The following is a 19,045-nucleotide window of genomic DNA, read 5'->3' on the forward strand; positions in this document are numbered from 1 at the left end:
CCCTACGAAACGTTATTTATGACGCGCGCGCAGATTATTGATGATAGTGCTCAAATCCAGCTCCTGATCCTGCAGCAGCACCATCAGGTGATACAGCAAATCAGACGCTTCATTGGTCAGCTCGTGACGATCGTTAACCGTTGCCGCCAACGCCGTTTCCACTCCTTCTTCACCCACTTTCTGCGCGATGCGCTTGGTGCCGCTGGCATAAAGCTTCGCGGTGTACGAACTCTCCGGATCGGCGCTTTTGCGTGACGCCAGCAGCTGCTCGAGCTGATAGAGGAACGTCCAGTCTGGCGCAGCCGGTGAGAAGCAGCTGGAAGTGCCGAGATGGCAGGTTGGGCCAATCGGATTAGCCAGCACCAGCAGCGTGTCGTTGTCGCAGTCCGGCGTAATGCTCGCCACTTGCAGGAAGTGGCCCGAGGTTTCGCCTTTGGTCCATAAACGGTTTTTGGTGCGAGAGAAGAAGGTGACGTTGCCCTCGCTGAGGGTTTTTTGCAGCGCTTCTTCATTCATATAACCGTGCATCAGCACTTCGCCGGAAACGTTGTGCTGGACGATAACGGGCATCATGCCCGCGGTTTTGACCCAATCCAGCCTGGCCAGTTGTTCTGCAGTTAACACGCGCGAATCTCCACACCGTTGTCGATCAGGAAGTTTTTCAACTCGCTGATATTGATAATTTGTTTGTGAAACACCGAAGCCGCCAGCGCGCCATCGACGTTCGCCTGCTCAAAGGCGTCGAGGAAGTGCGGCATCGTGCCTGCGCCGCCGGAGGCGATCAGCGGCACTTTGCAGACATCGCGCACTTTCTTCAGCTGCACCAGATCGTAGCCGTTACGCACGCCATCCTGGTTCATCATGTTGAGGACGATTTCGCCTGCGCCCAGCTTCTGCACTTCCTGCACCCAATCCAGAGTTTCCCACGTAGTTACTTTGGTGCGCGCTTCGTCGCCGGTGTACTGATTGACGTGATATTTGCCGCTCACTTCGTCAAACCAGGTATCGATGCCCACCACGATGCACTGCACGCCAAAGCGATCGGCCAGACGCGTAATCAGCGTCGGATCGGCTAAGGCCGGCGAGTTGATGGAAATCTTGTCGGCACCAAACTGCAGAATGCGCGCCGCGTCTTCTTCGCTCTTGATGCCGCCCGCCACGCAGAAAGGAATATCGATCACTTCCGCCACGCGCGACACCCAGCTTTTGTCCACGACGCGGCCATCTGATGAGGCGGTGATATCGTAGAACACCAGCTCGTCCGCACCTTCCTGCGCATAGCGCTGCGCCAGCGGCACGATGTCGCCGATGATTTCGTGGTTGCGGAACTGAACGCCTTTCACCACTTGCCCGTCACGCACATCGAGACAAGGAATTATCCGTTTTGCCAACATGCAATCGCCTCCGCAACCGTGAATTTATCTTCCAGTAACGCGCGACCAACGATCACGCCTTGTGCGCCGCTGCCGCGTAACGCCGCGATGTCATCCAGCGAACCGATGCCGCCCGAAGACTGGAAAGCGATGTCCGGGAAGGCCGCAGACACTGCTTTATACAGTTCGACGTTGGAGCCGCTCAGCGTGCCGTCGCGCGAGATATCGGTGCATAGTACATGCTTAAGGCCAACCGGCTGATACCAACCAATCACCTCTTCCAGCGTCACGCCTGCCGCTTCCTGCCAGCCGCTGATCGCCACCTCTTTGCGATTATTGGCATCAATGCGCACATCTAATGCCAGCACGATGGCGTCGGCGCCAAACTCGTTAAACCAGCTTTTCACTTCTTCCGGTTGCTTCACCGCGGTGGAACCGACCACCACGCGTGTGGCACCCGCTGCCAGCAGCGCCGCTATGTCATCGCGATGGCGGATGCCGCCGCCAACCTGCACCGGCACGGTCACGCCGCGCAGTAAGGTGGTGAGCAGGGGAATCTGACGTTTGGCCGGATCTTTCGCGCCGGTCAAATCCACCAGATGCAGCACTTCAGCGCCCTGGCGTTGGTAATCCTGTAAGCGCGGCAGCGGATCGCTACCGTAATCGCGCTGCTGGCCATAGTCGCCCTGATGCAGGCGCACCACTTTGCCGTCGATTAAATCTAATGCGGGGATAATCATCACATCTCCAGGAAATTTTTCAGCAGCTGCGCGCCGGCTTTGCCCGAACGCTCCGGGTGAAACTGCACGCCGAAGAAGTTATCTTTTTGCAGGGCAGCGGTGAACGGATAGCCGTAATCGCACTGGGCGATGGTGGCGGCATTCACCGGCATGGCGTAGCTGTGCACGAAGTAGAAGTAGCTGCCATCGGGAATGTCGCGGAACAGATGGTGGCCGGCTTTAGCGGTGATCTGGTTCCAGCCCATGTGCGGCAGCGGTAAATCCTGCGTGTCCATCAGGGTGACGGGCTCATCAACAAGGCCGAGCGTGGTGACGCCGCCGTTCTCATCGCTACCGCGACCGAGCAGCTGCATGCCGAGGCAAATACCGAGCACCGGCTGAGTACAGGCTTTGATTAAGTCGATGAGATCGCGCTCCTGCAGCTGATTCATCGCCGCCTGCGCGGTGCCCACGCCAGGCAGCAGCAGCTTGTCAGCATGCAGCACCACATCCGGGTCGCGGCTCACCTGCGGCGTGTAGCCGAGGCGCTCAATCGCCCACTTCACCGACGACAGGTTGGCGCAGCCGGTATCGAGGATCACCACGTTCATCACAGCACTCCTTTCGAGCTCGGCAAGGTGTTGCCTTCCACGCGAATCGCCTGGCGCAGCGTGCGGCCAAAGGCTTTGAACAGGCTTTCCACACGATGGTGATCGTTACGGCCTTTGGTTTTCAGGTGCAGCGTGCTCATCATCGCGTAGGAGAGCGAGCTGAAGAAGTGCTCGACCATCTCGGTGCTGAGATCGCCGACGCGCTGGTAGCTGAACTCGGCTTTGAATTCGATGTGCGGACGGCCGGAGATGTCCAGCGCGCAGCGCGCCAGGCACTCATCCATGGGCAGCACAAAGCCGAAGCGGCCGATGCCACGTTTGTCGCCCAGCGCTTTCAGCAGCGCTTCGCCGAGCGCCAGACCGGTATCTTCCACGGTGTGGTGATCGTCGATGTAGAGATCGCCTTTCACATCAATGTTCATGCGGAAGCCACCGTGCACCGCAATCTGGTCCAGCATGTGATCAAAGAAGCCGACGCCGGTGTTAATTTTGCTGCCGCCTTCACGATCCAGCCACACTTCGACTTTGATCTGCGTCTCTTTGGTGTTGCGTTGCACCAGCGCGTAACGATCGCGCTGGGTCAGGCGCGCCTGAATCGCATCCCAATCTTCGCCTTCCGCGCCGTAACGCAGGCCCTGAATGCCCATGTTCTGCGCCAGCTGGATATCGGTGAGACGATCGCCAATCACGTAGCTGTTGGCGGTATCGAGCGCACCGGCGGCCAGCCAGGCTTCCACCATTTTGGTCTTTGGCTTGCGGCAATCGCAGTTATCTTCCGGCATGTGCGGGCAGATCAGGATGTCGCTGAAATTCACGCCTTGTGAGCGGAGAATCTGCATCATCAGGTTGTGCGGGCCGTCAAAATCCGCCTGCGGGAAGCTGTCGGTGCCGAGGCCATCCTGATTAGTGATCATCACTAGCTGATAGCCCGCTGCCTGCAACGCCAGCAGCGCCGGAATGGCGTTCTTCTCAAACGCCAGCTTCTCCATGCGATCCACCTGATAATCAGTCGGTGGCTCAGAAATGATGGTGCCGTCGCGGTCGATAAAAAGGATCTTCTGACTCATGCTTGCTCCACTGATAAGGCTTGCAGCGCGGCGATCAGGCGCTCGCACTCTTCACGGGTGCCGATGGAGATGCGCAGGCATCCCGCAAGGCCGGGGTTTTTGTTTTGGTCGCGCAGAATAATGCCTTGATCCCACAGCGTTTTAAACACTTTTGGCGAATCAGTGAAGCGCGCCAGAATGTAATTGGTTTCACTCGGGAACACCTGCTGCACCACGCTTATCTGCGGCAGCTGTTCAAACAGCCAGGCACGATTGGCGTTCAACTCGGCAACGTGTTGACGCATCAGCGCAATGCCTTGCTCGCTCAGCGCTTGTCCAGCCACATCCGCCACCGGCGTCGCCAGCGGATAGGGCGCAATCACCTTCATCAGCAGATCGATCACCGGCGGGTTCGCCAGGGTAAAGCCGCAGCGCAAACCGGCCAGCGCAAAGGCTTTCGACAGCGTGCGCAGAATCACTAAGTGCGGATATTCCTGCAGCCAGCCCGCCAGCGTCGCGTCCGGGCAGAACTCGATATAGGCTTCATCGGCCACCACCAGCGCTTTACCGGCGGTCATCGCCAGCAGTTCGCGGATATCATCCTGATTGATCAGGTTGCCGGTCGGATTATTCGGGCTGCACATATAGACGACTTTCACGCCGTCGAGCTGGTCAGCAATCGCTGGCAAGTTCAGCTGCCAGTCATCGAGTGCCGCCACGGTGCGGTATTCAATGCCGATGGTTTCGGCGCTGACGCTGTACATGCCGTAGGTTGGCGGGCAGAACAGAATCGCATCTTTGCCCGGCTCGCAAAACGCGCGCATCAGCAGTTCGATACCTTCATCCGCACCGCGGCTGACCAGAACCTGCTCCGGCGTCAAACCGGCGTAAGCGGCGTAGCGCTCAATGACAATCTTTGGCTGGCATTCCGGATAGCGGTTCAGCGTCTGCTGCGACAGCTCAAACGGCACCGGCAACGGGAATTCGTTGGCATTCAGCCACACATCACCGTTACCACCCAGACGACGCGCCGATTGATACGGCGTCAGCGCTCGCACGTTGGCGCGCGCCAACTCTTCAATATTCAGGCTCATGCTTGCTCCTTCAGCGCGGCAACACGCAGGGTAACGGCATTTTTGTGGGCTTCCAGCTGCTCGGCGGCGGCCAGCGTTTCAATCGTCGCGGCAAGATTGAGGAAGCCTTGCGGCGTCAGCTCTTGCACCGTCATACGTTTCTGGAAATCGGCCAGGCCAAGGCTGGAACAGGTCGCGGTGTAGCCGTAGGTCGGCAGCACGTGATTAGTGCCGGACGCGTAATCGCCCGCCGATTCCGGGGACCAGTCGCCAAGGAATACCGAACCGGCGCTGGTTATGCTTTCGACCAGGTCGCGCGGCTGACGCGTCTGAATGATCAGGTGCTCCGGGCCGTACAGGTTGGAGATCTCGATGCACTGCTCCAAATCGCGCAGCACAATCAGGCGGCTGCTCGCTAACGCCTGACGCGCGGTAGCCGCACGCGGCAGCTGCGCCAGTTGCTCTTCAACCGCTTGCGCCACGCCTTCGGCCAGTTGCAGCGATGGCGTCAGCAGAATCACCTGCGAATCCGGGCCGTGTTCCGCCTGCGACAGCAAATCGGATGCCACGAACGCGGGCGTGGCGCCTTCATCGGCAATCACCAGCACTTCCGATGGACCGGCTGGCATATCAATTGCCGCGCCATCTAAACGCTGGCTGACCTGACGTTTGGCTTCGGTGACATACGCGTTGCCTGGGCCAAAAATCTTGTCCACTTTCGGCACGGTTTCGGTGCCGAAGGCGAGGGCGGCGATGGCTTGTGAACCGCCCACCTGAAACACCTCTTTCAAGCCACACAGCTGTGCCGCGTAAAGAATTTCATCGGCAATCGGCGGCGGCGAGCACAGCACCACGCGACCGCAACCGGCGATGCGTGCTGGTGTCGCCAGCATCAATACAGTTGAGAACAGCGGGGCGGAACCGCCCGGAATGTACAAACCCACCGATTTCACCGGACGGGTAATCTGCTGGCAGCGCACGCCAGGCTGAGTTTCCACATCTACTTCCGCCAGAACCTGCGCGTTGTGGAAGGTCTCGATATTACTCACGGCCACGGCCATCGCCTGCTTCAGCGTGTCACTCAGACGATCGCTGGCCGCTTGCATCTCTTCGGCGCTGACGCGCAGGTTATCCACCTGCGCTTTATCGAAGCGCGCGCTAAATTCACGTAGCGCCGCATCGCCGCTCTCTTTCACTTGCACTAATACGTCGCGCACGATCTGGCTGATAGTTTCTGAAGCCGAAATCGCCGGACGCATCAGCAGCGCTTGCTGTTGCTCTGCGCTGCATTGCTGCCAATCAATGGGTGTCATCAGCGTGCTCATCGTATTACTCCAACATTTTTTCAATTGGCAGCACTAGGATCGAGCTGGCACCCAGCGACTTCAGCTTTTCCATGGTTTCCCAGAACAGCGTTTCGCTGCTCACCATGTGCATCGCCACGCGGCTCACATCCCCAGCCAGCGGCAGCACGGTTGGACGCTCAGCGCCCGGCAGCAACGCAATCACTTCATCCAGGCGCTCGCTTGGCGCGTGCAGCATGATGTACTTGGATTCACGCGCTTTAATTACGCCCTGAATACGCGTCATCATTTTGTCGACCAGCTCTTGCTTGGCGGCCGGCAGTTCGCCATCGCGCTGAATCAGCACCGCTTTAGAGCGGTAGATCACTTCCACTTCGCGCAGGCCGTTGGCTTCCAGCGTGGCGCCGGTTGAAACCAGGTCACAAATCGCATCGGCCAAACCAGCGCGTGGTGCGACTTCAACCGATCCGTTCAGCAGGCAAGATTTAAAGGCGACGCCTTGTTTATCAAGGTATTTCTTCAGCAGGTGTGGATAAGAGGTGGCGATGCGGGCGTTATTCAGGCATTGCGGGCCGGTGTACTCTTCATCAACCGGCATCGCTAGCGACAGGCGACAACCGCCGAAATCCAGACGACGCAGCGTGAAGTAACGCGGATCTTCGCCCTGAGCACGACGGTTCAGCAGCTCCTCTTCCAGCACGTTTTCACCGACGATACCGAGATCGACCACGCCATCCATTACCAGGCCAGGGATATCGTCATCGCGCACACGCAGGATGTCGATCGGCATGTTCTCCGCAAACGCAATCAGACGCTGCTGCTGAAGGTTAATTTTGATACCGCAGCGTGCGAGCAGTTCGCGTGATTCATCACTTAAACGGCCAGATTTCTGCATAGCTATGCGAATACGGGTGTTATCTAACATGGTTCCTGTCCTCTTATTCAATCCTGTCTGAACGTATTGGTTGGCGTTCGCCCATAAAAAAACCCCCGGAAGATGATCTTCCGGGGGCTCTCTTTGCGTTCGCACCACTGGAAGATCCTAATCGTCTCCCAGCACACATCGCCTGAAAGACTAGTCAGGGTGATGGTGATGATGGTGGTTGAACTGAACGCGTGTCATAGTAAATTCCGTTGCTGAATGAGTATTCATTTGCGTGCTGAATAACCTAACGAAGATGGTGACAATTGGCAACCCTTTTTTAACCGTCAATTTCCGGAATCTCCCGAAACAGTTTGCGCTGGTTTGGCACATCTACCCGCACTAAGATGAAGTGTGAGCCCATAGCAGGAGTCGATATGAAAAAGGTCGCGATTGTAGGTCTGGGATGGCTGGGTATGCCGCTGGCGATGGCGCTAACGGCACGCGGCTGGCAGGTCACCGGCAGTAAAACCTCGCCGGATGGCGTGGACGCCGCACGCCGCTGTGGCATTGAAGCCTTCCAGCTGGTGCTAACCCCCGAACTGGAGTGTGAAGCCGAAGAGTTAGATACGCTGATGGCAGTCGATGCGCTGGTGGTGACTTTGCCTGCCAGCCGCACGGTGAAAGGCGGTGAAGATTACATGCAGGCGGTGCAGAACGTGGTGGATACCGCGCTGGCGAAGAAAGTGCCGCGCATTATTTTCACCAGCTCAACCTCAGTGTACGGCAGCGGTGAGGGTGTAATGAAAGAGAGCAGTCCGCTGCAGCCGGAAACCGTCGCCGGCAAGACGTTGGTGGAGCTGGAAAATTGGCTGCACGATTTGCCCGGCACCAGCGTGGACATTGTGCGTCTGGCGGGATTAGTGGGGCCGAATCGTCATCCAGGTCGTTTCCTCGCAGGTAAAACCGGGCTGGAAAACGGCGGTCACGCGGTCAATCTGGTGCATCTCGATGATGTAGTGGATGCGATTGTGTTGTTGTTGCAAACCCCGAAAGGCGGGCACGTTTACAATCTGTGTGCTTCAAAACATCCTTCGCGGGATAGCTTCTATCCCAGTGTGTCAAAGCAATTGGGCTTGGAACCGCCGACTTTTGCTAATGAAGCTGAACGCTCAGCGGGCAAGGTGATTGATGGCTCGAAAATCGTCAATGAGTTGGGTTTTGAGTATACCTATGACGACCCGATGAAAATGCCGTTGGAATGACAATGTAGGGTCGCCATTCATGGCGACCTGGTCTAAACCTCAAACCCCAAACCGATCCCTTAACGCATACCACGCCGCCCCCATCGCGGTAAGCGGCACCTTAAACCGTCTCCCACCTGGAAACGGCAGATGCGGCAATTTCGCAAACGCATCAAATCTCTCCGCATGCCCACGCAGCACTTCAGCAATCAACTTTCCTGAAAGATGGGTACAGGTCACGCCGTGTCCGCTATCACCCTGCATAAAGAACGCATTCTTCTCCACCTGCCCAAACTGCGGCATGCGCGATAGCGTGAGCAGGAAATTGCCGCTCCAGCGGTGGCTGATTTTGATGTCACGCAGCTGCGGAAAGGTGCGCAGCAGCTTAGGGCGAATCAGCGCTTCGATGTCATCCAGCTCGCGTGCGCCATACACTACGCCGCCGCCGTAGAGCAGGCGGTTATCGGCGGTGAGGCGGAAGTAGTCGAGCAGATAGTTACAATCTTCAACGCAGTAATTGTTCGGCAGCAAACCCAGCGCCTGATCGCGCGTTAAAGGTTCGCTGGTGACGATCTGCGAACCGCACGGCATGCTTTTGCCCGTCAGGCGCGGTTCAAGCTGTGACGGCAAATAAGCGTTACCTGCAAAAATCACGAAGGTGGCGCTGACTTCGCCCTTAGCGGTTTTTATTCGATGCGGTGCACCATATTTCACTTCAATCGCCGCTGACTGCTCATAAATGCGCCCGCCGTGACGGCGAATCGCTTCCGCTTCACCCAGCGCCAGATTGAGCGGATGCAGATGCCCGCCGCGCTTATCAAGTAAGCCACCGACGTAGCGATCGGTCGCCACTTCGCGCCGAATGCCGCGTTCGTCGAGCAGCTCCAAATCGTGATTGCCGTAGCGTGCCCAAAGGGCTTTTTGGCTGCGCAGATGGCCCATTTGCCGCTGATTCAGTGCGGCGAAAATGCCGCCGGGACGATAGTCGCAGGCGATAGCGTAACGGTCGATGCGGTCGCGAATGATCTCCGCGCCTTCAAACATCATGCTGCCAAGCATTTGTGCGGTCTGTTTGCCGTAGCGCTGCTCAATCACATCCACGTCGCGGCTGTAGGAGTTGACGACCTGGCCGCCATTGCGGCCGCTGGCGCCAAAGCCGATTTTCGCCGCTTCAAGCAGCACCACGTCGTAACCGGCTTCGGTGAGAAACAGCGCGGATGAGAGTCCGGTAAAGCCGCCGCCAATGATGCAGACATCGCATTGCACTGACTCTTGCAGCGCCGGCCACGGCTCATGGGCGTTGGCGGTAGCGGCGTAATAACTTCCCACATGTTGCATGACATCCTCCTTAAGCGCGAAACCTTAGAAATTGGCGGGCGTATGCGCGCTAACAATGCGACACGGCTGATCTGAGGTATTGGTAAAACTGTGCGGCAAGCCGGTATCAATCACATAGCTTTCACCGCGATAGAGATGGTAACTCTGGCCGTTGACCACCAGCGTGATTTCCCCTTCCAGCACGGTGCCGGTTTCCTCGCCGGGATGGCGTAACTTCTCGCCGGTGCTGGCACCAGGTTCATAACGCTCCAGCAGCATCGCCAGCGCGCGTCGTGCAGCTCCGTTATCGATCAGCATCAGCGATACGCCAAGGCTGCCGATCTCCACGCACTCTTCCGGGCGTACAATCACCCGCGGCGTGGCATTGATTTTGGGTTCGGAGAAAAACTCTGAGAGCGAAAGCCCATAAACTTTCAGCAGCTTCTGTAAGGTGCTGACGGCCGGGCTGACTTTGTCCTGTTCGATAGTACTGATGGCGCTGTGCGTTAAACCTGATAACTCAGCGACGCGACGCTGAGACAATCCCAACTCCTGCCGGATCTGCGATAAGCGACGTCCGGGTGCCAGAGTGGCATCATTCATGGCTGTTTTTCCTTGTGATAACAGACAGCGGCGTGGATAAAAGCCTCAAATAAACGGCGCGAGACCGGATCGCGATCGGAGTGCCATTCCGGATGCCATTGCACCGCAAGGGCAAAAGGGTGCTTTGGCAGGCTTACGGCTTCAACCAGCCCGTCGGGCGCGCGCGCTTCGACACGCAGCTGTGGACCGGTTTCGCGAATGCCTTGCCCATGCAGCGAATTGACCGCAAAAGGTTCGGCGCTGCCGAGCAGTTGGCTCAGCATGCCATCCACTGTTGGCTGCACGGTATGCACCGGCGCGTATTGCTCATCCAGCGGCAGCGCGCCGTTTTCGCGGTGCTCCTGAAACAGATGTGTCATATGCAGCTGGCGATACAATGCGCCGCCATTAGCGACCACCAGCTCCTGCAAACCGCGACAGATGCCGAACATCGGCATCTTTTTACCGATCGCATGGGTGATGAGCCCGAAGGCGAGGCGATCGCGCGCTGGATCGGCATGCGCCTCTTTACCGTCTGCGCCGTAATGCCAGGGTTCAATATTGCTGGGACTGCCGGTCAGCAAAATGCCATCCAGCACGGTCATACTGTTTTCTAATAGATGAGGTGCCTGCATCAGTTGATGCGGCAATGGCAGCGGCACGCCACCGGCAAGCACGATAGCGTCGAGATATTTGTTGTGAACCGTTTGCCCTGCGTGGCTGCCGATAAAGTTCTGGCACATCACTACGCCAATCAAGGGCTTGTCAAAAATAATGCCCATAACGTCTCCGCGTTGCTGTTCAATATTTTCGCCGGAAATGCGCGGCTGGCCTTAAAAGTGTGCAATATTTTGTCAATCTAGCAACCGATCGTTCATTCCTCAAACAGAATTGTTACATTTGCACACTTTTTGCGTTAGAGCTATGTTAGTGGAGTGGCTGTTATTTTGAGCATTGCGCGCACCAATATTAAACGGTAAAGGGCGGGTGGGATCATGACGAACCTCGTAGAAGTAGAAGACTTCACGCGACACAGTGAAGAGAAACGAACAAGCGCGTTCCAGCTGGAGGTCAAAACCTGGCTGGAACGCCATCCTGAAACGCAGTATGTCGATATTCTTCTTAATGATTTAAATGGGGTATTTCGCGGTAAACGCATTCCCATCTCCGCATTGGCAAAACTGGAAAAAGGGTGTTACTTCCCGGCCTCGGTTTTCGCTATGGATATTCTTGGTAACACCGTCGAAGACGCCGGACTGGGTCAGTCACTGGGCGAACCCGACCACCTCTGCATGCCGGTGCCCGGCACCTTAATTCCTTCTGCCGCCGATCCCAAGCACGTCGCTCAGCTGTTGCTGACCATGTGTAACCAAGATGGCACTCCCTTTGACGTTGAACCCCGTAATGTCCTCAATCGGCTGTGGCAACAGCTGCGCAATCGAGGATTGTTCCCGGTGGTAGCGGTAGAGATGGAGTTCTATCTGGTGGATAAAAAGCGTGATGCCGAGGGCTTCATTCAGCCACCGTGCTCGCCGGGCAGTGACGAACGCAACATGCAGAGCCAGGTGTATTCGGTGGATAATCTCGATCACTTCGCCGACGTACTGCGGGACATCGACCATCTGGCCAAGCTGCAAGGCATTCCCGCCGATGGCGCGCTGGCGGAAGCCTCGCCCGGCCAGTTCGAAATCAACCTGCATCACACACGTGACGTGTTGAAAGCCTGCGATCACGCTATCCAGCTGAAACGGCTGGTGCGTCAGGTGGCGGAAAATCACGGCATGACCGCCACTTTCATGGCCAAGCCTTACGAAGAGTACGCGGGCAGCGGCATGCATGTGCACATCAGCATGCTGGATGCCGCCGACCACAACGCTTTCGCGCTTGATGACGGCAGCGATTCACCGCTGATGAAACGCGCGCTGGCGGGCATGATCGATTTAATGCCGGCCTCGATGGCGCTGCTGGCGCCAAACGTAAACGCCTATCGCCGCTTCCTGCCAGAAGCTTATGTGCCATTGCAGGCCTCGTGGGGACATAACAACCGCACGGTTGCGCTGCGTGTGCCTTGTGGCGATGCGGATAACCATCGCATCGAGTATCGCGTGGCCGGTGCGGATGCAAATCCCTATCTGGTGGTGTCAACAATTCTTGCCGGTATTTTGCACGGTCTGGATAATCAGCTACCTTTACCGCATGCGGTGCAGGGCAATGGACATGAAGCCGAAGGGCTGGCATTACCGATTCGGCAGAGTGATGCGCTGTATGAATTCGAGAATAGCTATCCGCTGCAAAAGCTGCTGGGCGAGCGTTTTAGCGGGGTGTGGCACAGCTGCAAACAGTACGAACTGATGCAGTTTGAGCGCTTAATCACCTCGACGGAAATCGACTGGATGCTCAAGAATGCCTGAGTGCCGGAAGAATTGATCTAACGTCTTGTGCCGATGGCATAAGTTGGGGCAAAATACGCGCCCTGCAAAATGAGAACTAACCGACGTTAACCGCGTCGGTTATTTTTTTGCATGATGTACTCACTGACATTCACACGAGGCCGGACACGCATCCGGATAGATAGATACTGACAAACACGCTTGTGCGTGAGATTTGAGGAAAACAAAGATGGGACTGTTTAACATTGCACCAGCGCAGGCTGGTTCTCGCTTCCGTGATGACTACGGCGCCGCGACAATCGTAAACACTAATATCACTTCTCACTGCAGCAAATTGCGCAGTAGCCCTGTAGCCCAACCGATCGCGGTTGTCGTCTGCGGGGGCCTGAACAATGTCGCTTAACACCTCTGCCGCACCTCAGCGTGCACACCTGAAAAAATCTCTGACCCTGATCCCGGTTGTCATGATGGGCCTGGCGTATATGCAGCCAATGACCCTGTTTGATACTTTCGGTATCGTGTCTGGATTGACCGACGGCCACGTCGCCACCGCTTATGCTTTCGCCCTGATCGCGATTCTGTTTACTGCCGTGAGCTACGGCAAGCTGGTACGCCGCTTCCCATCTGCGGGCTCCGCTTACACCTATGCTCAGAAGGCAATCAGTCCGCACGTCGGCTTTATGGTTGGCTGGTCATCACTGCTGGACTACTTGTTCATGCCGATGATCAACATCCTGCTGGCGAAAAGCTACTTTGAGACGCTGGTGCCGGGCATTCCGTCGTGGATTTTCGTGGTGCTGCTGGTGGCCTTTATGACCATCTCCAACCTGCGTGGAATCAAAACCGTTGCCAACTTCAACAGCGTGATCGTGGTGCTGCAGGTGGTAGTGATGGTAGTGATTACCGGCATGGTGGTTTACGGTGTGGCACACGGTGTTGGCGAGGGGACATTGACCAGCAGCAGACCGTTCTGGTCCGAGAATGCGCACGTAGTCCCGATGATTACCGGTGCGACTATTCTCTGCTTCTCGTTCCTTGGCTTTGACGGTATCAGTTCGCTGTCAGAAGAGACCAAAGATGCTGAACGCACGATCCCGCGCGCGATTTTCCTCACCGCGCTGATTGGTGGTGTGATCTTTATCGGTGTTTCTTACTTCCTGCAGCTGTACTTCCCGGACATCTCGCGTTTCCAGAATCCGGACTCTTCACAGCCAGAGATCATGCTGTTCGTGGCGGGTAAAGCGCTGCAAATTGGCATCCTGATCTTCTCGGTGGTGACGGTGCTGGCATCCGGTATGGCCGCGCACGCAGGCGTTTCACGTCTGATGTACGTGATGGGCCGCGATGGCGTGTTCCCGCAGCGTTTCTTTGGCTTCGTGCACCCGAAATACCGCACGCCGTCACTGAACGTGCTGCTGGTGGGTGCGGTCGCGCTGATGGCGATCAACTTCGACCTGGTAACCGCAACTGCGCTGATTAACTTCGGTGCGCTGGTGGCGTTCACCTTTGTGAACCTGTCGGTGATTGCGCAGTTCTGGATCCGTGAGAAGCGTAACAAGACGCTGAAAGATCACATCAACTATCTGGTGCTGCCGGTAATGGGTGCCCTGACGGTGGGTGCGTTGTGGATTAATCTGGAAGAGACCTCCATGGTGCTCGGCCTGGTGTGGGCAGCGATTGGTATTATTTACCTCGCCTTTGTGACCCGCACCTTCCGCAACCCGGTTCCGCAGTTCAGCGAAGAAGTGTGATTTGATCGACGTCGCTGTCCCCCTCCTCGCTCCTCCCCCATAAATGGGGGAGGAAGATGCTGCCATATGTGAGTTCTGAAGCTGCATGTTGCAGCGTCTCCTTCCCCCGCTTGCGGGGGAAGGCCGGGATAGGGGACAGCGAGCACCGACCGAAGGGACAGCACGCACTATCCCGCCAACACCAACTCCCAACGCCCCGCACCTAACGCCTCGCGTCCCGCTTTACTCAACCCCGCATCGGTAATCAAGGTATCAAACCGCTCCAGCGGCAACGCCAGATGCGTCGCAATCTTGTTGTACTTCGAACTGTCGCTTAACAACACGCGCTTACTACTCACATCGCTCGCCGCCAGCTTCACCGGCACCTTATCCTCATCCGGCGTAAACAGCCCGCGCGGGCCCCAGCAGGACGCGGAGATAAACGCGATATCGATCGCCAGCTGGCGCAAACTTCTGGCTGCCGCTTCACCGACGCTGGAACGGTTCTCACGACATACCGTACCGCCGGTGTGAATCAACTTGCAGCCGCTGCTCTCCATCAGCAGGCGCGCAATCACGAAATCGTTGGTCACCACCAGCAAGTCATCACGCTCAAGCAACTCGCGCGCCAGCGCCAGTGTGGTAGTGCCGGCATCGAGATAAATGCAGCTATTACGCGGAATATGACGCGCGGCATACTGCCCAATCGCCATCTTCTCGCCGCTGTACATATTGGTTTTCGCCAGATGCGACGGCTCCGCCGCCAGACGATCCGCCGAGCGCACGCCGCCCGAGACAGACAGCACCGCGCCTTGCTCTTCCAGCTTCTGCACATCGCGACGAATCGTCATATGCGACACACCCAAGCGCTCAGTAAGCTCGGCAATGCTAACCACGCCGCGTTCGCCAACCAGCGCTAAAATTTGTTGATGACGTTCAACCGGAATCACAATGCTCTCCCTGAATTATCATTTTTTCACATTGTAGATCATCGATTCACAGCCCGCAGCACAATTTATCTTGCCGTAATCTAAGCAGAAATCCCATCTGGACTGACTTCGAAGCGCTCACCTCCGGCTGTGAATCCATGTTAATCATTGAGCGGATAAGTTAATTTTTGTGATATCACGCACGTTTATTCGCCACTGACTGCGGCAGACTTAACACCAATGAACAAATTATCACTTAAATTAACAATGGAGGTTTGCTATGTCAGCAACCGTGAATAACATCGGCGTGATTGGTTTAGGTTCCATGGGCATGGGTGCAGCGCAGTCTTGCATCCGTGCAGGATTAAATACCTGGGGTGTTGATCTCAATCCGCAGGCGCTGGAAACCCTGCGTCAGGCCGGTGCACGTGATGCGCAAACCTCCGCTGCCCGCTTTGCCGCTGAACTCGATGCGGTGCTGCTGCTTGTGGTGAATGCCGCGCAGGTTAAAGCAATCCTGTTCGGTGAAAACGGCGTGGCGGCGCAGCTCAAGCCCGGCACCGTGGTCATGGTCTCTTCTACCATCTCTTCACAGGATGCGCAGGCGATTGAACAACAGCTGGCGCAGCATCAGTTGCTGATGCTGGATGCACCGGTTTCCGGCGGCGCAGCCAAAGCCGCAGTTGGCGAGATGACGGTAATGGCGTCCGGCAGCGATGAAGCTTTTGCCCTGCTCAAGCCTGTGCTGGATGCGGTGGCGGCGAAAGTCTATCGCGTGGGCAGCGAAATCGGTCTCGGCTCAACCGTAAAAATCATTCACCAGTTGCTGGCGGGCGTGCACATTGCTGTGGGCGCTGAAGCGATGGCGCTGGCCGCGCGCGCTGGAATCCCGCTCGACACCATGTATGACGTGGTCACCAACGCCGCCGGTAACTCATGGATGTTCGAGAACCGCATGCGTCACGTGGTGGATGGCGATTACTCGCCGAAATCAGCGGTCGATATCTTCGTTAAAGATCTCAATCTGGTGGCGGATACCGCCAAGTCGCTGCACTTCCCGCTGCCGCTGGCTTCTACTGCGCTCAATATGTTTACCGAAGCCAGCAACGCCGGCCACGGTCGTGAAGATGACAGCGCAGTGATCAAAATCTTCAGCGGCATCACGCTGCCGCAGGCGAAGGAGTAATAATCATGCGTTTAGGCGTTATTGCAGACGATTTTACCGGCGCAACCGACATCGCCAGTTTTCTGGTGCAGAACGGTTTGCCGACCATCCAGTTCAACGGCGTGCCGGAAAGTCATGACGCGCTGAGCGCGCAGGCGATTGTTATCAGCCTGAAGTCGCGATCATGCCCGGCGCAGCAGGCGATCGATCAGTCGCTGGCGGCGCTGCAGTGGCTGCAACAGCAGGGCTGCGATCGTTTCTATTTCAAATATTGCTCCACCTTTGACAGCACCGAGCAGGGCAACATCGGTCCGGTGACCGATGCGCTGCTGGCAGCGTTGGGCGAAACGCAAACGGTGATCTCGCCGTCGCTGCCGGTTAACGGTCGCACGGTGTATCAGGGTTATCTGTTTGTCGCCGATCAGCTGCTGTCCGAATCGGGCATGCGTCATCATCCGGTAACGCCAATGACCGACAGCAATCTGGTGCGTTTGATGACGCGTCAGGCCAAAGGCCAGGCCGCGGTGATCAACGCCGCGCAGCTCGATCAAGGAGCTGATGCGGTGCGTGCGCAGCTGGATACCCTGAAAGCACAGGGCATCAACTATGTGGTGCTGGATGCGCTGCACGAGCAGCATCTGCTGACGCAGGGCGAAGCGCTGAAAGAGACGCGCCTGGTGACCGGCGGTTCAGGCCTGGCGATCGGTATCGCCCGCGCCTGGGCGACGCAGCAGCAGAACAGCGATGCTGAACAAGCGGGACGTCCACAAGGCGATCGCGCGGTAGTGATTTCGGGATCCTGCTCGCAAATGACCAACCGTCAGGTGCAGGCGTATCGTCAGCAAGCGCCATCGCACGAAGTGTTGGTGGAGCGCTGCCTCGACAATGTCGAAAGCTATGCACAGGAGCTCTGTGACTGGGTGGAAGCCAATCATCAGTCCGAACTGGCACCTTTGCTGTTTGCTACCGCCGATGCCCAGCAGCTGCAAGCCATTCAGCAGCAATACGGCGCGGCGCGCAGCAGTGAAGCGGTTGAGCAGCTGTTTGCTGCCGTAACGCGTGAGCTGAAAACCCGCGGCTGGCAGCGCTTTATCGTCGCCGGCGGTGAAACCTCGGGCGTGGTGGCACAAAACCTTGGCGTTACCGCATTCCACATTGGCCCGATGATTTCGCCGGGCGTGCCGTGGGTGCGCGATATCCATCAGCCGCTGTCGCTGGCGCTGAAATCAGGCAACTTTGGCGACGAACAGTTCTTTGCCCGCGCACAACAGGAGTTTTCAGCATGACGGAACAACAAGCACGGGAAGAAATGGTGCAGCTCGGCGCGTCCTTCTTTCAGCGCGGTTACGCCACCGGTTCAGCGGGCAATTTGTCGCTGCTGCTGGAGGACGGCAACTTGCTGGCGACGCCAACCGGCTCCTGCCTTGGCGAACTGCAGGCCGATCGCCTGTCGAAAGTGACGATTCAGGGTGAATGGATCTCCGGCGACAAGCCGTCGAAAGAGGTGGCTTTTCACCGCGCGCTCTACCTGAACAATCCCGAGTGCAAAGCGGTGGTGCATCTGCACAGCCACTATTTGACGGCGCTCTCCTGCCTGAACGATCTCGACAGCGAAAACTGTATCCGTCCGTTCACGCCGTACGTGGTGATGCGCGTCGGTGATGTGCCGGTGGTGCCGTATTACAAGCCCGGCGATCAGCGCCTGGCCGACGATCTGGCCAATCTGGCCTCGCGCTATAACGCCTTCCTGCTGGCCAATCACGGTCCGGTGGTGGTGGGCAAATCCCTGCGCGAAGCCGCCAATAACACCGAAGAACTGGAAGAGACCGCGCGCCTGATGTTTACGCTCGGCGACCGCTCGATTCGTTATCTGACCGATAGCGAAGTCGCGGAATTGAGGAATATTTAATGCCTAAGTTTGCAGCCAATTTATCTACGCAGTTCGGTGAGCTGCCGTTTATTGAACGCTTTGCCGCCGCGGCCAATGCCGGTTTTCGCGCCGTTGAATTCCTGTTCCCGTATGACTTTCCGGCCGAGGTGATTAAAGCCGAGCTGGAAAAACATCAGCTGGAACTGGTGCTGTTCAACACCGCCGCAGGCAACGTGCAGGCGGGCGAGTGGGGCGTTTCCGCCATTCCGGGCCGTGAACAGGAAGCGCGTGCCGATATCGATCGGGCGCTGGAGTATGCGCTGGCGCTCAACTGCCAGCAGGTGCATGTGATGGCGGCAACGGTGCCAAACGGTGCCGATCGTGCAGCCTATGAAGAGACTTTCGTGCGTAACATGCACTATGCCGCCGAGCGTTTTGCGCCGCACGGTATTCGCCTGCTGCTGGAAGCACTTAATCCAGTCACTAAGCCGAATTATCTCTACGCCAGCCAGTATCAGACGCTGGCGATGATGGCGCGTATCGATCGTGCCAACGTCTTTACCCAGCTCGATCTGTTCCATGCGCAGTTGGTGGACGGCAATCTGACGCATCTGATTCGTGAATACGCTGGTCGTTATCGCCATATCCAGATCGCCTCTGCGCCGCATCGCCACGAGCCGGATGAAGGCGAGATCAACTATTCCTATCTGTTCAACCTGCTGGATGAAGTGGGTTACGACGGTTGGGTGGGATGTGAATATATCCCGCGCGGCCGCACTGAGGCGGGCCTCGGCTGGTTCGCGCCTTACGCTGAATAACCACTGATTTAT

Annotated in this window: 20 protein-coding genes and 1 other annotated feature; of the genes, 7 read left to right on the plus strand and 13 right to left on the minus strand. The window is 57.2% G+C overall.

Translation table 11 applies throughout. The features are described 5' to 3' along the window. Positions 1 to 12 precede the first annotated feature (12 nt). The 9 genes from hisIE to hisL form a co-directional block, all read right to left on the minus strand. Positions 13 to 624 carry a bifunctional phosphoribosyl-AMP cyclohydrolase/phosphoribosyl-ATP diphosphatase HisIE gene (gene hisIE / locus K5Y30_RS15975; protein WP_101763386.1) on the minus strand — a complete coding sequence of 204 codons (612 nt, stop codon included), beginning with the start codon at positions 622 to 624 and terminating at the stop codon, positions 13 to 15. Beyond that, on the minus strand, positions 618 to 1,394 hold the full coding sequence (hisF, locus tag K5Y30_RS15980; protein ID WP_222212107.1) for an imidazole glycerol phosphate synthase subunit HisF: 777 nt from the start codon (positions 1,392 to 1,394) through the stop codon (positions 618 to 620). Before hisF ends, hisIE begins: the two co-directional genes overlap by 7 nt. Then, complete coding sequence (gene hisA, locus K5Y30_RS15985; protein ID WP_222212109.1) at positions 1,376 to 2,113, minus strand: 1-(5-phosphoribosyl)-5-[(5-phosphoribosylamino)methylideneamino]imidazole-4-carboxamide isomerase; 738 nt, start codon at positions 2,111 to 2,113, stop codon at positions 1,376 to 1,378. The genes hisF and hisA overlap by 19 nt, the downstream gene beginning before the upstream one ends. After that, positions 2,113 to 2,703, minus strand: a complete 591-nt coding sequence (hisH, locus tag K5Y30_RS15990) for an imidazole glycerol phosphate synthase subunit HisH (RefSeq protein ID WP_101763389.1) — start codon at positions 2,701 to 2,703, stop codon at positions 2,113 to 2,115. Before hisH ends, hisA begins: the two co-directional genes overlap by 1 nt. Next, positions 2,703 to 3,770, minus strand: coding sequence for a bifunctional histidinol-phosphatase/imidazoleglycerol-phosphate dehydratase HisB (gene hisB / locus K5Y30_RS15995; protein WP_192233424.1), 1,068 nt, complete (start codon positions 3,768 to 3,770; stop codon positions 2,703 to 2,705). The genes hisH and hisB overlap by 1 nt, the downstream gene beginning before the upstream one ends. Continuing rightward, positions 3,767 to 4,843 (minus strand): histidinol-phosphate transaminase, encoded by a 1,077-nt coding sequence (hisC, locus tag K5Y30_RS16000; RefSeq protein ID WP_222212111.1) that lies wholly within the window; start codon positions 4,841 to 4,843, stop codon positions 3,767 to 3,769. Before hisC ends, hisB begins: the two co-directional genes overlap by 4 nt. After that, the gene (gene hisD, locus K5Y30_RS16005; protein WP_222212113.1) at positions 4,840 to 6,147 is read right to left on the minus strand and encodes a histidinol dehydrogenase; all 1,308 of its coding nucleotides are present in this window, start codon (positions 6,145 to 6,147) and stop codon (positions 4,840 to 4,842) included. The genes hisC and hisD overlap by 4 nt, the downstream gene beginning before the upstream one ends. 4 nt (positions 6,148 to 6,151) lie before the next feature. Further along, positions 6,152 to 7,051: an ATP phosphoribosyltransferase gene (hisG, locus tag K5Y30_RS16010; RefSeq protein WP_008104821.1), complete on the minus strand. Its 900-nt coding sequence runs from the start codon at positions 7,049 to 7,051 to the stop codon at positions 6,152 to 6,154. Positions 7,052 to 7,104: 53 nt separating this feature from the next. Further along, positions 7,105 to 7,226 (minus strand) — a sequence feature (His leader region). After that, positions 7,202 to 7,249 carry a his operon leader peptide gene (gene hisL / locus K5Y30_RS16015; protein WP_100396937.1) on the minus strand — a complete coding sequence of 16 codons (48 nt, stop codon included), beginning with the start codon at positions 7,247 to 7,249 and terminating at the stop codon, positions 7,202 to 7,204. Its footprint overlaps the feature before it by 25 nt. Positions 7,250 to 7,425: 176 nt before the next feature. On the opposite strand from hisL, the gene K5Y30_RS16020 reads away from it, so the two are divergent. Continuing rightward, positions 7,426 to 8,253, plus strand: coding sequence for an SDR family oxidoreductase (locus K5Y30_RS16020; protein WP_222212115.1), 828 nt, complete (start codon positions 7,426 to 7,428; stop codon positions 8,251 to 8,253). Between the two features lie 39 nt (positions 8,254 to 8,292). On the opposite strand, the gene K5Y30_RS16025 is transcribed toward K5Y30_RS16020, so the two are convergent. Genes K5Y30_RS16025 through puuD form a run of 3 tightly spaced genes read right to left on the minus strand, consistent with a single transcriptional unit; the run spans position 8,293 to position 10,913 of the window. Next, positions 8,293 to 9,570, minus strand: a complete 1,278-nt coding sequence (locus tag K5Y30_RS16025) for an FAD-binding oxidoreductase (RefSeq protein ID WP_222212117.1) — start codon at positions 9,568 to 9,570, stop codon at positions 8,293 to 8,295. 24 nt (positions 9,571 to 9,594) lie between these two features. Continuing rightward, entirely contained in the window at positions 9,595 to 10,152 is a 558-nt protein-coding gene (puuR, locus tag K5Y30_RS16030; RefSeq protein ID WP_008104818.1) for an HTH-type transcriptional regulator PuuR, read from the minus strand. Next, entirely contained in the window at positions 10,149 to 10,913 is a 765-nt protein-coding gene (gene puuD, locus K5Y30_RS16035; RefSeq protein ID WP_222212119.1) for a gamma-glutamyl-gamma-aminobutyrate hydrolase, read from the minus strand. Before puuD ends, puuR begins: the two co-directional genes overlap by 4 nt. Positions 10,914 to 11,126: 213 nt before the next feature. Here puuD and K5Y30_RS16040 point away from each other — a divergent pair, with 213 nt between their 5' ends. Together K5Y30_RS16040 and K5Y30_RS16045 are read left to right on the plus strand one after the other, a co-directional pair. Further along, on the plus strand, positions 11,127 to 12,542 hold the full coding sequence (locus K5Y30_RS16040) for a glutamine synthetase family protein (RefSeq protein ID WP_255606673.1): 1,416 nt from the start codon (positions 11,127 to 11,129) through the stop codon (positions 12,540 to 12,542). 371 nt (positions 12,543 to 12,913) lie between these two features. Beyond that, on the plus strand, positions 12,914 to 14,272 hold the full coding sequence (locus tag K5Y30_RS16045) for an APC family permease (protein WP_101763400.1): 1,359 nt from the start codon (positions 12,914 to 12,916) through the stop codon (positions 14,270 to 14,272). A gap of 167 nt (positions 14,273 to 14,439) precedes the next feature. Here the strand turns inward: K5Y30_RS16045 and ygbI are convergent, their stop codons facing one another. Next, a complete protein-coding gene (gene ygbI / locus K5Y30_RS16050) occupies positions 14,440 to 15,201 on the minus strand; it encodes a DNA-binding transcriptional repressor YgbI (protein WP_222212121.1) in 762 nt (253 codons plus the stop codon). Positions 15,202 to 15,460: 259 nt separating this feature from the next. Here ygbI and ltnD point away from each other — a divergent pair, with 259 nt between their 5' ends. From ltnD to K5Y30_RS16070, 4 genes are read left to right on the plus strand one after another with little or no spacing between them, the layout of a single operon-like run. Continuing rightward, on the plus strand, positions 15,461 to 16,366 hold the full coding sequence (gene ltnD / locus K5Y30_RS16055) for an L-threonate dehydrogenase (protein WP_222212123.1): 906 nt from the start codon (positions 15,461 to 15,463) through the stop codon (positions 16,364 to 16,366). 5 nt (positions 16,367 to 16,371) lie between these two features. Beyond that, entirely contained in the window at positions 16,372 to 17,631 is a 1,260-nt protein-coding gene (otnK, locus tag K5Y30_RS16060) for a 3-oxo-tetronate kinase (protein ID WP_255606674.1), read from the plus strand. Further along, entirely contained in the window at positions 17,628 to 18,254 is a 627-nt protein-coding gene (locus K5Y30_RS16065; RefSeq protein WP_222212125.1) for an aldolase, read from the plus strand. Before otnK ends, K5Y30_RS16065 begins: the two co-directional genes overlap by 4 nt. After that, positions 18,254 to 19,033, plus strand: a complete 780-nt coding sequence (locus K5Y30_RS16070) for an HPr family phosphocarrier protein (RefSeq protein ID WP_222212127.1) — start codon at positions 18,254 to 18,256, stop codon at positions 19,031 to 19,033. The genes K5Y30_RS16065 and K5Y30_RS16070 overlap by 1 nt, the downstream gene beginning before the upstream one ends. Positions 19,034 to 19,045 lie beyond the last annotated feature (12 nt).

Source organism: Pantoea sp. DY-5 (assembly GCF_019795955.1).
Taxonomy (GTDB): Bacteria; Pseudomonadota; Gammaproteobacteria; order Enterobacterales; family Enterobacteriaceae; genus Pantoea; species Pantoea leporis.

Excerpts from the sequence above, each read along its gene's own strand:
- hisF (WP_222212107.1), bottom strand. The coding sequence starts at position 1,394 with ATGTTGGCAAAACGGATAATTCCTTGTCTCGATGTGCGTGACGGGCAA.
- hisA (WP_222212109.1), bottom strand. The coding sequence starts at position 2,113 with ATGATTATCCCCGCATTAGATTTAATCGACGGCAAAGTGGTGCGCCTG.
- hisH (WP_101763389.1), bottom strand. The coding sequence starts at position 2,703 with ATGAACGTGGTGATCCTCGATACCGGCTGCGCCAACCTGTCGTCGGTG.
- hisB (WP_192233424.1), bottom strand. The coding sequence starts at position 3,770 with ATGAGTCAGAAGATCCTTTTTATCGACCGCGACGGCACCATCATTTCT.
- hisC (WP_222212111.1), bottom strand. The coding sequence starts at position 4,843 with ATGAGCCTGAATATTGAAGAGTTGGCGCGCGCCAACGTGCGAGCGCTG.
- hisD (WP_222212113.1), bottom strand. The coding sequence starts at position 6,147 with ATGAGCACGCTGATGACACCCATTGATTGGCAGCAATGCAGCGCAGAG.
- hisG (WP_008104821.1), bottom strand. The coding sequence starts at position 7,051 with ATGTTAGATAACACCCGTATTCGCATAGCTATGCAGAAATCTGGCCGT.
- K5Y30_RS16020 (WP_222212115.1), top strand. The coding sequence starts at position 7,426 with ATGAAAAAGGTCGCGATTGTAGGTCTGGGATGGCTGGGTATGCCGCTG.
- K5Y30_RS16025 (WP_222212117.1), bottom strand. The coding sequence starts at position 9,570 with ATGCAACATGTGGGAAGTTATTACGCCGCTACCGCCAACGCCCATGAG.
- puuR (WP_008104818.1), bottom strand. The coding sequence starts at position 10,152 with ATGAATGATGCCACTCTGGCACCCGGACGTCGCTTATCGCAGATCCGG.
- puuD (WP_222212119.1), bottom strand. The coding sequence starts at position 10,913 with ATGGGCATTATTTTTGACAAGCCCTTGATTGGCGTAGTGATGTGCCAG.
- K5Y30_RS16040 (WP_255606673.1), top strand. The coding sequence starts at position 11,127 with ATGACGAACCTCGTAGAAGTAGAAGACTTCACGCGACACAGTGAAGAG.
- K5Y30_RS16045 (WP_101763400.1), top strand. The coding sequence starts at position 12,914 with ATGTCGCTTAACACCTCTGCCGCACCTCAGCGTGCACACCTGAAAAAA.
- ltnD (WP_222212123.1), top strand. The coding sequence starts at position 15,461 with ATGTCAGCAACCGTGAATAACATCGGCGTGATTGGTTTAGGTTCCATG.
- otnK (WP_255606674.1), top strand. The coding sequence starts at position 16,372 with ATGCGTTTAGGCGTTATTGCAGACGATTTTACCGGCGCAACCGACATC.
- K5Y30_RS16065 (WP_222212125.1), top strand. The coding sequence starts at position 17,628 with ATGACGGAACAACAAGCACGGGAAGAAATGGTGCAGCTCGGCGCGTCC.
- K5Y30_RS16070 (WP_222212127.1), top strand. The coding sequence starts at position 18,254 with ATGCCTAAGTTTGCAGCCAATTTATCTACGCAGTTCGGTGAGCTGCCG.